We start from the raw sequence: 14,483 nt of genomic DNA, 5'->3' as shown, positions 1-14,483 counted from the left end.
CCCCCGGGGCCGCTACGCGCCCCTTTCGCGGCACAAGGCCGCTCCTACACAGGGATCGCGTCAACCGCCTCCGTGATAAGGTTCCTGTTCTGCACCAACCGCACTTCCGAGACCACCCAATGCCCCAGACCACCTCACTTCACTCAGGCTTCATGATCGTCCAGGGCAACCGCCTGGACGACCTGCGCAATCTGGTGGTGAGCGTGATGCGCCGCTATCCCCTGGCACCGTTGGAAAACGAAATCGCCCTGGTGCAGAGCAACGGTATCGCCCAATGGTTGAAACTGGCCTTGGCCGAGGATCCGCAGGACGACGACCTGGGCGGTTGCGGGATCGCCGCCGCCATCGATGTGCAGCTTCCGGGCAGCTTCATGTGGCAGCTGTATCGCCGCGTGCTGGGGCGCGATGAAATCCCCGAGGTCTCACTGCTGGACAAGGCGCCCCTGACCTGGCGCCTGATGCGCCTGCTCCCGGAAGTGATCGAGCGCCCGCACTTCGAGCCCCTGCGCCGCTTCCTCACCGACGACAGCGACCTGCGCAAGCGCTATCAGTTGGCGGAGCGCCTCGCCGACCTGTTCGACCAGTACCAGGTCTACCGTGCCGACTGGCTGAAGGACTGGGCAAGTGGAGCCCATGTGCTCAACACCGCACGCGGCGAGCGCAAGCCGCTGGCCGCCGGCAATCGTTGGCAGGCCGAGCTGTGGCGGATCCTGCTCGAGGATGTGGGCGAGGCGGGCATGGCCCAGAGCCGTGCCGGCGTGCACCAACGTTTCATCGAGCGGATCAACGCCCTGGAGCAGGCGCCCGCCGGGCTACCGGCACGGCTGATCGTGTTCGGCATCTCGTCGCTGCCCGCCCAGATCCTCGAGGCCCTGGCAGGCCTGGCCCGCTTCAGCCAGGTGCTGCTGTGCGTGCACAACCCCTGCCGCCATCACTGGGGCGATATCGTCGCCGACAAGGACCTGTTGCGACACCAGTACAAGCGTCAGCAACGCAAGCAGAGCATGCCCCTGCAGCTGGACGACGAGCTGCTGCACCAGCATGCGCATCCGCTGTTGGCGGCCTGGGGCAAGCAGGGGCGCGACTATATCAACCTGCTCGACAGCTACGACGATCCCGGCAGTTACCAGGGCGTGTTCAGCGACGGACGCATCGACCTGTTCAGCGAAGGTGAGCCCAAGACCCTGCTCAACCAGCTGCAGGATGACATCCTCGAGCTGCGCCCGCTGGCCGAGACCCGCGAGCAATGGCCGGCGGTTGACCCGGCCAAGGACCGTTCCGTACGTTTCCATCTGGCCCACAGTCCACAACGCGAAGTGGAGATCCTGCACGATCAGTTGCTGGCCCGCTTCAGTGCCGACCCCACGCTGCGGCCCCGCGACGTCATCGTCATGTTGCCGGCCATCGACACCTACGCACCGCATATCCGCGCGGTGTTCGGCCAGCTCGACCGCAACGATCCGCGTTATATCCCGTTCACCCTGACCGACCAGGGCCAGCGTGGTCGCGACCCGCTGCTGATCGCCCTGGAACATCTGCTCAAGCTGCCCGACAGCCGTTTCGCCGTCAGCGAAGTGCTCGACCTGCTGGACGTGCCGGCAGTGCGTGCCCGCTTCGCCATCCAGGAAAGTGACCTGCCAACCCTGCACCGTTGGATCGAAGGCGCTGGTATCCGCTGGGGACTGAGCGCCGAGCAACGTGCCAGCCTTGGCCTGCCCGAGGGGCTTGAGCAGAACAGTTGGCGCTTCGGCCTGCGGCGCATGCTGCTGGGTTACGCCGTCGGCGTGGGCGAAAGCTGTGACGGTATCGAGCCGTACGATGAGATCGGGGGGCTCGACGCCGCGCTGATCGGCCCGTTGGTGGCGTTGCTCGATGCCCTGGACATTGCCTGCCAGGCCCTCTCGCAACCCGCCTCGGCGACGGAGTGGGGGGCACGGCTGCATGCGCTGCTGCAGATCTTCTTCCTGGCCGAGAACGAGCACGACGAGTTGCTCCTGGTCCAGCTGCAGGACCTGCGCGACACCTGGCTGGAAACCTGCGACGCGGTTGGCCTGCACGACTTGCTGCCACTGACCGTGGTGCGCGAAGCCTGGCTGTCCGGGCTGGACCAGGGCAAGTTGTCCCAGCGCTTCCTGGCCGGCTCGGTGAACTTCTGCACCCTGATGCCCATGCGCGCCATCCCGTTCAGGCTGGTCTGCCTGCTGGGCATGAACGATGGCGACTACCCGCGTGCCCAGCCGCCCCTCGACTTCGACCTGATGGCCAGCGACTACCGGCCAGGGGATCGTTCCCGTCGGGAGGATGACCGTTACCTGTTGCTCGAGGCCTTGCTCTCGGCACGCGACCAGCTCTATGTGAGCTGGGTCGGGCGCAGCATCCGCGACAACAGCGAGCGCCCGTCCTCGGTGCTGATCGGGCAGTTGCGCGATCACCTGGCCGCCGGCTGGCAGCTCGCCGGCGCCAGGACCGGCCAACGCGACGACCCTGGGCAGCAGTTGCTGCATGCCCTGACCCAAGAGCATCCATTACAGCCGTTCAGCCAGCGCTACTTCCAGAAGGGCAGCCCGTTGTTCAGCTTCGCCCATGAATGGTTGGCCTTGCACCAGGCCGGGGATGAAGCGCAAGCGCCTACCGCCCTGTCGCCCTACGCCAGCGATGAGCCGCTCAACCTGGTGCAGCTTCAGGACTTCCTGCGCCATCCGGTGCGGCATTTCTTCAGTCAGCGCCTGAAAGTGTTCTTCGAGGCGCTGGAGGCACCGACCCCGGACGAAGAACCCTTCGTGCTGGACGCCCTGCAACGCTATGGCCTGAGCGAAAGCCTGCTCGGCGCCGCGCTGGCCGATCCGGACAACGCCGAGCGGGCGCTGCAGGCCCAGGCCCGACGCCTCCAGGCCTGCGGGATGCTGCCGCTGGCAGGCTTCGGCGAAGCCTTGCAGGCCGAGTTGATCCAACCGCTGCCGGACCTGCTGCAACGCCATCGGCAACTGCTGCAACGCTGGCCGACCCTGGTCGAGGGGGCCCTGCCGGTCCATTTCGAACACGGGCCGTTGCGCCTGGAGGGCTGGCTCGGCCGGGTGTACCAGGCCGAGGACCAGAGCCTGCTGAGCATCGCCACCGTGCCCAATTCCCTCAGTGCCGGGCGCAACAGCCTGAAGTGGCACCGGCTGGTGCCGGCCTGGGTCATGCACCTTGCCGCCTGCGCCTCGGGCTATCCGCTGCACAGCGCGCTGGTGGCCAGCGACCTGACCTTGTTGCTGGCACCGCTACCCCAGGGCGAGGCGGCAGAGCGCCTGGGCGAACTGCTGGTGGCACGCCAGGCGGCAATGAACGCCCCTTTGCCCGTGGCGGCCAAGACGGCCTTCGCCTGGCTGGCCCAGGAGGATCCGGACAAGGCCGTGGCCGCCGCGATCCGCGCCTATGAGGGTGACGGCCAGAACAGCTTCGGCGAGCGCAGCGAAAGCCTGGCGCTGGCCCGCCAGTACCGTGACTTCGCCGCGCTGGCCCTCGACGAGACCTTCGAAGGCTGGTGCGAAGCCCTTTATCGCCCCTTGTTCGCAGCGCCCTGGCAGACCCTGGGTAACCCGGAGAACGCCCAATGACCCAAGCCCGCCCCCTGGCGCTGAGTTTCCCCCTGCACGGCAGCCAGCTGATCGAAGCCAGCGCCGGTACCGGCAAGACGTTCACCATTTCGGCCCTGTACCTGCGGCTGATCCTCGGCCATGGCGGTGAGCAGGGTTTCAGTCGCGAGCTGCTGCCACCGCAGATCCTCGTGGTGACCTTTACCGACGCGGCCACCAAGGAGCTGCGCGAGCGTATTCGCACGCGCCTGGCCGAAGCAGCGCGCTTCTTCCGCGGTGAGCTGGACGATGCCGACCCGCTGCTGCACCTGCTGCGCGACGATTATCCACAGGAACATTGGCCACGCTGCGCCAGCCGCCTGGAGATCGCCGTGCAGTGGATGGACGAGGCCGCCGTCTCGACCATCCATGGCTGGTGCCAGCGCATGCTGCGCGAGCACGCCTTCGACAGCGGCAGCCTGTTCACCCAGAGCCTGGAGACCGATCACAGCGAACTGCTGGGCCAGGTCATGCGCGACTACTGGCGGCGCTTCTGCTACGGCATGCGCGGCGAGTCGCTGGCCTGGGTGCGCGGCAACTGGGGCAGCCCCGATGCCTTGCTGCCAAGGATCAGGCCGCTGTTTGGCCGTGTCCGTGGCCAGGAGGACGAGCAAGACCCGCAGTCGTTGATTGAGGCGACCCTGCGCCAGCGCACCGAGCAATTGGCGCAACTCAAGGCGCCCTGGGGCGCCTGGGCCGACGAGCTGCAGCAGATCTGCCGCGATGCCGTGGCCGCCAAGCAGGCCGACGGGCGCAAGCTACAGGCACGCTTTTTCGAGCCCTGGTTCGACAAGCTGCGGGCCTGGGCCGGTGATGAGCAGGCCATGGAACTGGACCTGGGCACCGGCTTCACCCGCCTGACGCCCGCCGGCCTGGCCGAGGCCTGGAAGTCCGGCGAGCCGCCGCAGCACCCGGCGCTGCGGGCCATGGAGTCCTTGCGCGAGCAGCTGCAGGGGCTGGCCAGTCCCGATGCACGGTTGCTGGAACATGCCGCCGCCTGGGTATCGGCGCGCTTCGAGGTGGAGAAGCGTCGCCGCGCCGAGATGGGCTTCGACGACATGCTGCTGCGCCTGGAGCATGCCCTGGGCAGCGACTCGGGTGAGCGCCTGGCCGCGTTGATCCGCGAGCAGTTCCCGGTCGCGTTGATCGACGAATTCCAGGACACCGACCCCGTCCAGTACGGGATCTTCGAGCGCATCTACCGCATCACCGAGAACAACCCGGACACCGGCCTGTTCATGATCGGCGACCCCAAACAGGCGATCTACGCCTTCCGTGGCGCCGACATCTTCACCTACCTGGCCGCGCGCCGCGCCACCGCCGGGCGCCTGCACAGCCTGGACACCAACTACCGCTCCAGCCAGGCCATGGTCGCGGCAGTGAACCGCGTGTTCCTGCAAGCCGAGGAACGTATCGAGGGCCGTGGCGCCTTCCTGTTCCGGAGCCAGGGCGACAATCCATTGCCATTCGTCGAAGTGCGCGCCAAGGGTCGTGGCGAGCAACTGTTGATCGCCGGACAGCCCAGCGCGGCCCTGCATTGCTGGCAGCTGGAGAGCGACGAGCCGGTATCCAGCACAGCGTATCGCCAGCAGCTGGCCGCCAGTTGCGCCAGCCATATCGTCGAGCTGCTCGAGGGTGGGCAGCAGGGCGTCAGCGGTTTCGCCGATGCCGCTGGCAAGCTGCGGGCCTGCCTGCCTTCCGATATCGCCATCCTGGTGCGCGACGGTCGCGAGGCCCAGCTGGTCCGCGCCGAACTGGCCGCCCGCGATGTGCGCAGCGTGTACCTGTCGGACAAGGACTCGGTATTCGCCGCCCAGGAGGCCCATGATCTGCTGGCCTGGCTCAAGGCCTGCGCCGAACCGGACTCGGAGCGTATGCTCAAGGCCGCCCTGGCCAGCCTGACCCTCGACCTGCCGCTTATCGAACTGGAACGCCTGAACCAGGACGAGCGGGTCTGGGAAAGCTGGGTGATGCGCTTTCGCCGTTACCGCGACACCTGGCAGCGCCAGGGCGTGCTGCCCATGCTGCGCCGCCTGCTGCACGACTTCCAGCTGCCGCGGGCGCTGATGGGCCGCAGCGACGGCGAACGGGTGCTGACCAACCTGCTGCACCTGGCTGAACTGTTGCAGCAGGCCGCGGGCGAGCTGGATGGCGAGCAGGCGCTGATCCGCCATCTCACCGAGCACCTGGCCAACGCCGGGCAGGCCGGAGAAGAGCAGATCCTGCGCCTGGAAAGCGACGAGCAACTGGTCAAGGTGGTGACCATCCACAAGTCCAAGGGCCTGGAATACCCCTTGGTGTACCTGCCGTTCATCTGTACCAGTAAGCCGGTGGATGGCCAGCGCCTGCCCCTGGGCTGGCACGACGACCAGGGTGTGGCGCACCTGACCCTGACCCCGAATGCCGAGCAGATCGAGCGCGCCGACGATGAACGCCTGGCCGAGGACCTGCGCCTGCTCTACGTCGCCTTGACCCGTGCCCAGCACGCCTGCTGGCTGGGCGTTGCCGACCTCAAGCGCGGCACCCAGCGCAGTTCGCAGCTGCACCGTTCGGCCTTGGGCTACCTGCTGGGCGGCGGCTTGCCGTTGGCGGCTTCCAGCCAATTGGGCGAATGGCTCAGTACCCTGGCGGCCGGCAATCCGGCCATCACCCATGGTCCGCTGCCCGAGGTCCAGGCCCTGTGCTACCGCATGCCGGACAGCCAGCGCGAACTGCTGCCGCCGCGTAAGCCACGGCGGGCCGCTGCGGAGCATTGGTGGATCGCCTCGTACAGCGCCTTGCGGGTGGGTGACCAGACCCTGGTCGCCGACAGCTCCCAGGCCCAGCAACTGCTGGACGACGAGGTGCTGGACAGCCAGGCGCTGCGCGAGGTGCCGGCCGAGGCGGGCGATATCCACCGCTTCCCCCGTGGGCCGAATCCGGGCACCTTCCTCCACGGCCTGCTCGAATGGGCGGGGCGCGAAGGGTTCGCCGAGGTCGCCGCCCAAGGGCCGGTGATCGAACGCACCGTGGGCCAGCGCTGCAACCGACGCGACTGGACCGGCTGGATTCCCACGCTGACCCAGTGGCTGCAGCAACTGCTGGTCCAGCCCATGCCGTTGCAAGGGGCCACCTTGACCCTCGCAGGCCTTGAGCGCTACCAGGTCGAAATGGAGTTCTGGTTCGCCAGCCATCAGGTCGATGCGGTGCGCCTCGACCACCTGGTGGCGCGCCACACGCACGTTGGCATGACGCGGGCGGCCGCCCAGCCGACCGTGCTCAACGGCATGTTCAAGGGCTTCATCGACCTGGCCTTCGAGCTCGACGGGCGCTACTACGTGGCCGACTACAAGTCCAACTGGCTCGGCCCCGACGCCGAGGCCTACGGCGCCCTGGCCATGGAGCAGGCAATTCTCGAGCACCGCTACGACCTGCAGTACGTGCTCTACCTGCTGGCCCTGCATCGCCAGCTGCGCGCGCGCCTGCCCGACTACGACTACGACCGGCATGTCGGCGGTGCTGTGTTCATCTTCCTGCGTGGCGTCACCTCGGCCGGTCACGGGCTGTATCATGCGCGGCCTCCCCGGGCGCTGATCGAACAGCTCGACGCGATGTTCCGGGGTGAGCAAGAACCTGCCCAACAGGACCTGTTTGCCGGAGCCACGCCATGAGCCGCAACCTCGACGACCTGCTGCCCACGCCCTTGCAGGCCGAGCACCTGAGCGCCCTGGCGCCGCTGCGCCATAGCCAGGACTTGCTGGCGCTGCTCGATCGCTGGGTCGAGCGTGGCTGGCTGCGCGCACTGGACCGGGCCTTCGTGAGTTTCCTCGAGGAGCGGGCGCCGGGCAGCGATCCGCTGGTGCTGCTGGCCGCCGCCCTGGCCAGCCACCAGCTGGGTCATGGCCATGTCTGCCTCGACCTGCAACAGACCCTTGCCGAGCCGGACTTCGCCCTGTCGCTGCCGCCGGAAGGCGATGCCCTGGCCGGGCCGTTGCTGCTGCCTTCGCAGCTGCTGGCCAGCCTCGAACTGGGCACCTGGTTGCAGCGGATCGCCGAGAGCCCCCTGGTTGCCACTGGCGATACCGTCGAGCAGCGTGCCCGACCACTGGTGGTCAGCGGTGAGCGCCTGTATCTGCGCCGCTATTGGACCTACGAGCGACGCATCGACAACGCCCTGCATGAGCGCCTGGCACGCCTTCAGCCTCAGCCGGCCGACCTGGCACTACGCCTGGCGCAACTGTTCGAAGGTGGCTCGGTTGCAGGCGAAGTGGACTGGCAGAAGCTGGCCTGCGCCCTGGCCACCCGTGCCGGCTTCAGTGTCATCACCGGCGGCCCCGGAACCGGCAAGACCACCACTGTGGTACGTCTGCTGGCGTTATTGCAGGGGCCTGCTGTCGAGCAAGGCCGGCCGCTGCGCATCCGCCTGGCGGCGCCGACCGGCAAGGCCGCGGCGCGCCTCACCGAGTCCATCGGTCAGCAGGTGGAACGCTTGCAGGTGGATGGCGCGGTGCGGGCGCAGATCCCCACCGAGGTCAGCACCGTGCACCGCCTGCTGGGCAGCCGCCCGGGGTCGCGGCACTTCCGCCATCATGCCGGCAACCCGTTGCCCCTGGATGTGCTGGTGGTCGACGAAGCCTCGATGATCGACCTGGAGATGATGGCCAACCTGCTCGATGCCCTGCCGGCCAATGCGCGTCTGGTGTTGCTGGGCGACAAGGACCAGCTCGCCTCGGTGGAGGCCGGGGCGGTGCTGGGCGACCTGTGCCGTGACGCCGAGGACGGCTGCTACTGGCCGCAGACCCTGGCCTGGCTGGAGCAGGTGGGCGGGCAATCGCTGGCCGACATCGGCCTGAAGACGGGCGACGGTCAGCGCAACCCGCTGGCCCAGCAGATCGTGATGCTGCGCCACTCACGGCGTTTCGGCGAAGGCAGCGGCATCGGCCAGTTGGCGCGCCTGGTCAATCGCCAGCAAGCCCTGGAGGCGCGTGCGCTGCTGGCGACCCGACCGGCGGATGTCCATTGCCTGACCCTGGGCGGCGAGCATGACAAACGCTTCGACCGCCTGCTGCTCGATGGCCTCAACCAGGGTGCCGAAGGACCACAGGGCTATCGCGGTTACCTGCGTACCATCGGTCGCCTGCGCCCGCCGCCAGGCACGCCAGGCGACGATCCGCGCTGGGAGCGCTGGGCGGCCGAGGTGCTGCAGAGCTTCGAGGCGTTCCAGTTGCTCTGCGCCGTGCGCAAGGGCGCCTGGGGTGTCGAAGGCCTCAACGAGCGGGTCGCCCGGGTGCTGCACAACGCTGGGCTGATCGACAGCCAGCAACCCTGGTACGAGGGCCGTCCGGTACTGGTGACCCGCAACGACTATGGCCTCGGCCTGATGAACGGCGATATCGGCATCGCTCTGCGCCTGCCGGACGATCAGGGTGAGGCGCTGTTGCGCGTGGCTTTCCCGCGCAACGATGGCAGCGGTGGGGTTCGTTTCGTCCTGCCCAGCCGCCTCAGCGAGGTGGAAACAGTATTCGCCATGACCGTGCACAAGTCCCAGGGCTCGGAATTCAGCCATACCACGCTGGTGCTGCCCGACGCGCTGAACCCGGTGCTGACCAAGGAGCTGGTGTACACCGGCATCACCCGCGCCAAGCATTGTTTCAGCCTGATCGAGCCGCGCGCCGGGGTGTTCGAGGAGGCCGTGGGGCGCAAGGTCCGGCGGGTCTCGGGGCTGATGCTGGAGCAAGTCTGACTCTGGAGTTTGCCGCCGATATGCTATCGTTGCGGCATTATCCGCAAACATTTTGTGAGATTTCCCCCCATGACAGTGGCTGTCTCGGCCCTGGGACGCGTGAAGGGCTGTGCGCTCTCGTTGCTGATGGCCACGCTGTTGTCGAACGGCGCGCCCGCCTGGGCGGGTAATGCCGTGTCGGATGCGCAGGTGCAGCAACGGGCCAGGGCCGTGACCCAGGTCGTGCTGGGCATCCTCAGCTACGCCCGCTGGCCTGCCGACCCCAATCCCCTGCGCCTGTGCCTGGTCGGCCCGACCGAATATGCCGACGACCTGATCAAGGGCAATCTGCAGCAGTCCGGGCAACCCCTGCAGGTGCGCCGCCTGCTCGCCGACGACCCCAGCGTGGCCAGTGCCTGCGATGCCATCTACCTCGGCAAGCTCGACAAGCTGCAACGTGAACGGCTGTTCCAGCGGGTCAACGGCCACCCGGTGCTGAGCATCAGCGAGGCCGACGATCCGTGCACGGTGGGGAGCCTGTTCTGCCTGCGGGTCGGCGACCAGCAGGTGGCGTTCGACGTCAACCTCGACTCGGTGGCGCGCAGCGGCGTGCGCATCCATCCCAGCGTGCTGCAGTTGTCGCGACGGCGGGCGGGGCAGCCATGAAACGTTCAGCCAGGCGCTTCAGCCGGCCGACCCTGCGCGCCGTGCTCGGGCGTGGTCATCTGGGCGTGGCCTTGCTCGCCGCAGGCCTGGCCGGTGTGCTGGTGACCCTGCTCGGGGTGGCGGCGTTGCGCGTGTATGCCAACCACAACCTGCACCTGATCGCCCGCTCCATCAACTACACCGTCGAAGCCGCCGTGGTCTTCGACGACAGTGCCGCGGCCAACGAGGCCCTGGCGCTGATCGCCTCCACCGAGGAGGTGGCCGACGCCAAGGTCTACGACAACGATGGTGACCTGCTTGCCCATTGGCAGCGTGACGAGCAGGGCGTAATGGCGCAGTTGCAGTCCCACGTAGCGCGCAGCCTGCTGGAAGAGCCGATCAACATGCCGGTGCAGCACATGGGTCAGCGGGTCGGCCATATAGAGCTGACCGGACAGGGCGGCAGCCTGGTGCGCTTCCTGTTCAGCGGCCTGGTGGGCATCCTGGTGTGCACGGTGCTCAGCGCGGTGCTGGCGCTGTACCTGTCGCGACGCCTGTTCGGCGACATCATCCGTCCCTTGCGCAACCTGGCCAGCGTCGCCCATGCCGCGCGACGCGAGCGCAGCTTCGACCGGCGGGTACCGCAAACCCAGATCGCCGAACTCAACGAGCTGGGCAACGACTTCAATGCCCTGCTCGACGAGCTGGAGGTCTGGCAGAGCCACCTGCAGAGCGAGAACGAAAGCCTTGCCCACCAGGCCAGCCATGACAGCCTCACCGGCCTGCCCAACCGTGCCTTCTTCGAAGGGCGGTTAAGCCGCAGCCTGCGCAATGCCGCCCGTAGCGAAGACCACCTGGCGCTGTTGTTCCTCGACAGCGACCACTTCAAGCAGATCAACGACAGCCTCGGCCATGCGGTGGGGGACGAAGTGCTGATCAGCGTGGCCAACCGCGTGCGTGCGCAACTGCGCGAGCACGACCTGGTGGCGCGCCTGGGGGGTGACGAGTTCGCCGTGTTGCTGACCCCACTGCACTCGCGCGAGGATGCCCAGCGCATCGCCGAGAAGATCGTCGCCAGCATGAAGCTGCCGGTGCAGCTGGAGGATGGCAACAGCCTCGTCACCTCGCTGAGCGTCGGTATCGCCTATTACCCGGACGACGGCCGCGACCCGGCCAGTCTGCTCAATGCCGCCGATGCGGCGATGTACCAGGCCAAGCGCAATCGCCGTGGCCATTGGCAAGTGGCGCAGACGGAACGCTGCGCCCCTGATGCAAAAAACAGGAGCTGAACCGTGATAAAGCGTTTTTCCGTGCTGCGTTTCCCGTTATTCACCCTGCTGCTGGCGCTGTTCGCCCTGGCCGGCTGCCAGAGCGTGCCGCCCAAGGGACTGACCCCCGAGCAGGTTGCTGTGCTCAAGCGCGAGGGTTTTGCCCCGACCGACGAGGGCTGGGCGTTCGACCTGTCCGGCAAGGTGCTGTTCGGCAGTGACCTGGACAGCCTCAACAGCGCCAGCGAGTCGATTGTCGAGCGCATCGGCAAAGCGCTGCTGTCGGTGGATATCCAGCGGGTGCGGATCGACGGCCACACCGATGCCTCGGGCAAGACCGCCTACAACCAGCAGCTCTCCGAGCGCCGTGCCCAGAGCGTGGCCAAGGCCTTGATCGGCATCGGCATGCAGCCGCAGAACATCCAGACCCGCGGCATGGGCAGCAGCCAGCCGGTGGCGGATAACCGCACCGCGACAGGACGCATGGAGAATCGGCGGGTGTCGATCGTGGTGGCGTCGGACTGAGTGCTGCATGCCATCCATCGCGGGGCAAGTCGCATCGGCGCACCGCCGCTCCCACGTTGAATTGCCAATACCTGCGTGGGAGCGGGCTTGCCCCGCGATGGCCCTCAAGTTCAACCTTGAGCGAACTTCATCTCCCGCGTTTCCCCCATCAACAACGGCGCATTGGCCTCGGTCACCTCGCGGATGTAATCCCACAGCAGGGTGATCCGCTTGAGCTTGCGCAGATCCTCCCGACAGTACATCCAGAACTGCCGCGTCACCTCGATCTGCTCCGGCAGCACCGTCACCAGCCGCGGGTCCTGCGCCGCCAGGAAGCACGGCAGGATCGCCAGCCCGCGCCCCTGCAAGGCCGCCGTGTACTGGGCGATCACGCTGGTGCTGCGCAGGTGCGCGTTGGCGCTGGGGATCAGGTTGGCCAGGTACAGCAGCTCCGAGCTGAACGCCAGGTCGTCCACGTAGCTGATGAACGGATGGCGCCCCAGGTCGGCGATCTCGCGGATCGGCTCGTGGCTGTCCAGGTAGTCCTGGGTGGCATACAGGCGCAGGCGGTAGTCGCACAGCTTGCAGCACACGTAAGGGCCATGTTCCGGGCGCTCCAGGGCGATGACGATATCGGCCTCGCGCTTGGACAGGCTGATGAAGTGCGGCAGCGGCAGGATATCCACCGAGATCGCCGGCCAGGCATCGACGAAATGGCTCAGCTGCGGGGTGACGAAGAAGCTGCCGAAGCCTTCGGTGCAGCCCATGCGCACATGCCCCGACAACGCCACGCCCGACCCCGAGACCTGCTCGCAGGCCATGTGCAGGGTGCTCTCGATCGATTCGGCATAGCCCAGCAGGCGCTGGCCTTCGGCGGTGAGAACAAAGCCGTTGGTCCGCGACTTCTCGAACAGCAAAGTGCCCAGCGCCCCTTCCAGTGAACCGATGCGCCGCGACACCGTGGTGTAGTCCACGGCCAGGCGCTTGGCCGCACTGCTGGCCTTGCGGGTGCGCGCCACCTCAAGAAAGAACTTGAGGTCGTCCCAGTTCAGCGCGCTCAGGGAGGTGAGGTCTTTTTGCATGATGATCCGGTTTTTTTGTGCATTCTTGTTGGATGTTTGCACATCTATACTCGAACTCAGCCCCTGAGCGCCACCCCGTTCGCTGCGGCGTAGGCGTCCTCGTTCCGACAATAATTCCAAGGAGAGCGCAGATGAACGCACCCCAGACGCCCGACCAGACCAAGGTCGAGCAGGTCAAGCTGCTGATCGACGGCCAATGGGTCGAGTCCAAGACCACCGAATGGCGTGACATCGTCAATCCAGCGACCCAGCAAGTGCTGGCGCGGGTGCCGTTCGCCACCGTCGAGGAAGTCAACGCCGCCGTGGCTGCGGCCGAGCGCGCCTTCAAGACCTGGCGCGACACCCCGATCGGCGCGCGCATGCGCATCATGCTCAAGCTGCAGGCGCTGATCCGTGAACACAGCAAGCGCATCGCCGTGACCCTCAGCGCCGAACAGGGCAAGACTATCGCCGACGCCGAGGGCGATATCTTCCGTGGCCTGGAAGTGGTCGAGCACGCCGCTTCCATCGGCACCCTGCAGATGGGCGAGTTCGCCGAGAACGTCGCCGGCGGTGTCGACACCTACACCCTGCGCCAGCCGATCGGCGTGTGCGCCGGCATCACCCCGTTCAACTTCCCGGCGATGATCCCGCTGTGGATGTTCCCGATGGCCATCGTCTGCGGCAACACCTTCGTGCTCAAACCGTCCGAGCAGGACCCGCTGTCGACCATGATGCTGGTCGAGCTGGCGCTGCAAGCCGGCATCCCGGCCGGCGTGCTCAACGTGGTGCACGGTGGCAAGCAGGTGGTCGACACGATCTGCACCCACCAGGACATCAAGGCGATCTCGTTCGTCGGCTCGACCGAGGTCGGCACCCACGTTTACAACCTGGGCAGCCAGCATGGCAAGCGCGTGCAATCGATGATGGGCGCCAAGAACCACGCCGTGGTGCTGCCCGACGCCAACCGCACCCAGACCATCAATGCCCTGGTCGGCGCCGCTTTCGGCGCGGCCGGCCAGCGCTGCATGGCCACCTCGGTGGCGGTGCTGGTGGGCAAGGCCCGCGAATGGCTGCCGGATATCAAGGACGCGGCGAGCAAGCTCAAGGTCAACGCCGGCAACGAGCCGGGCACCGATGTCGGCCCGGTGGTCTCCAAACGCGCCAAGGAGCGTGTGCTGGGCCTGATCGAAAGCGGTATCAAGGAAGGCGCCAAGCTCGAACTGGACGGCCGCGATGTGAAGGTGCCGGGCTACGAGCAGGGCAACTTCATCGGCCCGACCCTGTTCTCCGGGGTGAAGACCGACATGCAGGTCTACACCCAGGAAATCTTCGGCCCGGTACTGGTGACCCTGGAGGTCGATACCCTCGACGAGGCCATCGCCCTGGTCAACGCCAACCCGTTCGGCAACGGCACCGGCCTGTTCACCCAGAGCGGCGCGGCGGCGCGCAAGTTCCAGAGCGAGATCGATATCGGCCAGGTCGGCATCAACATCCCGATCCCGGTGCCGGTGCCGTTCTTCAGCTTCACCGGTTCCCGTGGCTCCAAGCTCGGCGACCTCGGCCCGTACGGCAAGCAGGTGGTGCAGTTCTACACTCAGACCAAGACCGTCACCGCTCGCTGGTTCGACGATGACAGCGTCAATGACGGTGTGAACACCACCATCAGCCTGCGCTAAGGAGAACG

8 protein-coding genes are annotated in these 14,483 nt (G+C 67.0%); 7 read left to right on the top strand and 1 reads right to left on the bottom strand.

From position 1 onward, the window contains the following. Positions 1-119 precede the first annotated feature (119 nt). From recC to yfiB, 6 genes are all read left to right on the top strand, one after another. The gene (gene recC / locus POF53_RS23665) at positions 120-3,599 is read left to right on the top strand and encodes an exodeoxyribonuclease V subunit gamma (protein WP_498969686.1); all 3,480 of its coding nucleotides are present in this window, start codon (positions 120-122) and stop codon (positions 3,597-3,599) included. Continuing rightward, positions 3,596-7,267 (top strand): exodeoxyribonuclease V subunit beta, encoded by a 3,672-nt coding sequence (recB, locus tag POF53_RS23660; RefSeq protein WP_498969684.1) that lies wholly within the window; start codon positions 3,596-3,598, stop codon positions 7,265-7,267. The genes recC and recB overlap by 4 nt, the downstream gene beginning before the upstream one ends. Then, positions 7,264-9,339 carry an exodeoxyribonuclease V subunit alpha gene (gene recD / locus POF53_RS23655; protein ID WP_232855755.1) on the top strand — a complete coding sequence of 692 codons (2,076 nt, stop codon included), beginning with the start codon at positions 7,264-7,266 and terminating at the stop codon, positions 9,337-9,339. Before recB ends, recD begins: the two co-directional genes overlap by 4 nt. 69 nt (positions 9,340-9,408) lie before the next feature. Continuing rightward, a complete protein-coding gene (yfiR, locus tag POF53_RS23650) occupies positions 9,409-9,984 on the top strand; it encodes a regulatory sequestration protein YfiR (RefSeq protein WP_203650418.1) in 576 nt (191 codons plus the stop codon). Next, on the top strand, positions 9,981-11,252 hold the full coding sequence (gene dgcN / locus POF53_RS23645; RefSeq protein WP_203650428.1) for a diguanylate cyclase DgcN/YfiN: 1,272 nt from the start codon (positions 9,981-9,983) through the stop codon (positions 11,250-11,252). The genes yfiR and dgcN overlap by 4 nt, the downstream gene beginning before the upstream one ends. Before the next feature lie 3 nt (positions 11,253-11,255). After that, entirely contained in the window at positions 11,256-11,756 is a 501-nt protein-coding gene (gene yfiB, locus POF53_RS23640; protein WP_498969681.1) for an outer membrane lipoprotein YfiB, read from the top strand. Positions 11,757-11,866: 110 nt separating this feature from the next. Here the strand turns inward: yfiB and POF53_RS23635 are convergent, their stop codons facing one another. Beyond that, complete coding sequence (locus tag POF53_RS23635) at positions 11,867-12,817, bottom strand: LysR family transcriptional regulator (protein WP_234562702.1); 951 nt, start codon at positions 12,815-12,817, stop codon at positions 11,867-11,869. Positions 12,818-12,948: 131 nt separating this feature from the next. On the opposite strand from POF53_RS23635, the gene POF53_RS23630 reads away from it, so the two are divergent. After that, the gene (locus POF53_RS23630) at positions 12,949-14,475 is read left to right on the top strand and encodes a CoA-acylating methylmalonate-semialdehyde dehydrogenase (protein WP_232855753.1); all 1,527 of its coding nucleotides are present in this window, start codon (positions 12,949-12,951) and stop codon (positions 14,473-14,475) included. The last annotated feature ends 8 nt before the right edge of the window (positions 14,476-14,483 follow it).

Origin of the sequence: Mitsuaria sp. RG (assembly GCF_028369275.1) — a bacterium.
In the GTDB taxonomy this organism is placed as follows: domain Bacteria; phylum Pseudomonadota; class Gammaproteobacteria; order Pseudomonadales; family Pseudomonadaceae; genus Aquipseudomonas; species Aquipseudomonas peradeniyensis.
The sequence above is the reverse complement of the archived record's forward strand: the minus strand, read 5'-3'. Positions and strand labels throughout refer to the sequence as shown.

What these genes read in the sequence shown, in the direction of transcription:
- recC (WP_498969686.1), top strand. Translation starts at nt 120, where the DNA reads ATGCCCCAGACCACCTCACTTCACTCAGGCTTCATGATCGTCCAGGGC.
- recB (WP_498969684.1), top strand. Translation starts at nt 3,596, where the DNA reads ATGACCCAAGCCCGCCCCCTGGCGCTGAGTTTCCCCCTGCACGGCAGC.
- recD (WP_232855755.1), top strand. Translation starts at nt 7,264, where the DNA reads ATGAGCCGCAACCTCGACGACCTGCTGCCCACGCCCTTGCAGGCCGAG.
- yfiR (WP_203650418.1), top strand. Translation starts at nt 9,409, where the DNA reads ATGACAGTGGCTGTCTCGGCCCTGGGACGCGTGAAGGGCTGTGCGCTC.
- dgcN (WP_203650428.1), top strand. Translation starts at nt 9,981, where the DNA reads ATGAAACGTTCAGCCAGGCGCTTCAGCCGGCCGACCCTGCGCGCCGTG.
- POF53_RS23635 (WP_234562702.1), bottom strand. Translation starts at nt 12,817, where the DNA reads ATGCAAAAAGACCTCACCTCCCTGAGCGCGCTGAACTGGGACGACCTC.
- POF53_RS23630 (WP_232855753.1), top strand. Translation starts at nt 12,949, where the DNA reads ATGAACGCACCCCAGACGCCCGACCAGACCAAGGTCGAGCAGGTCAAG.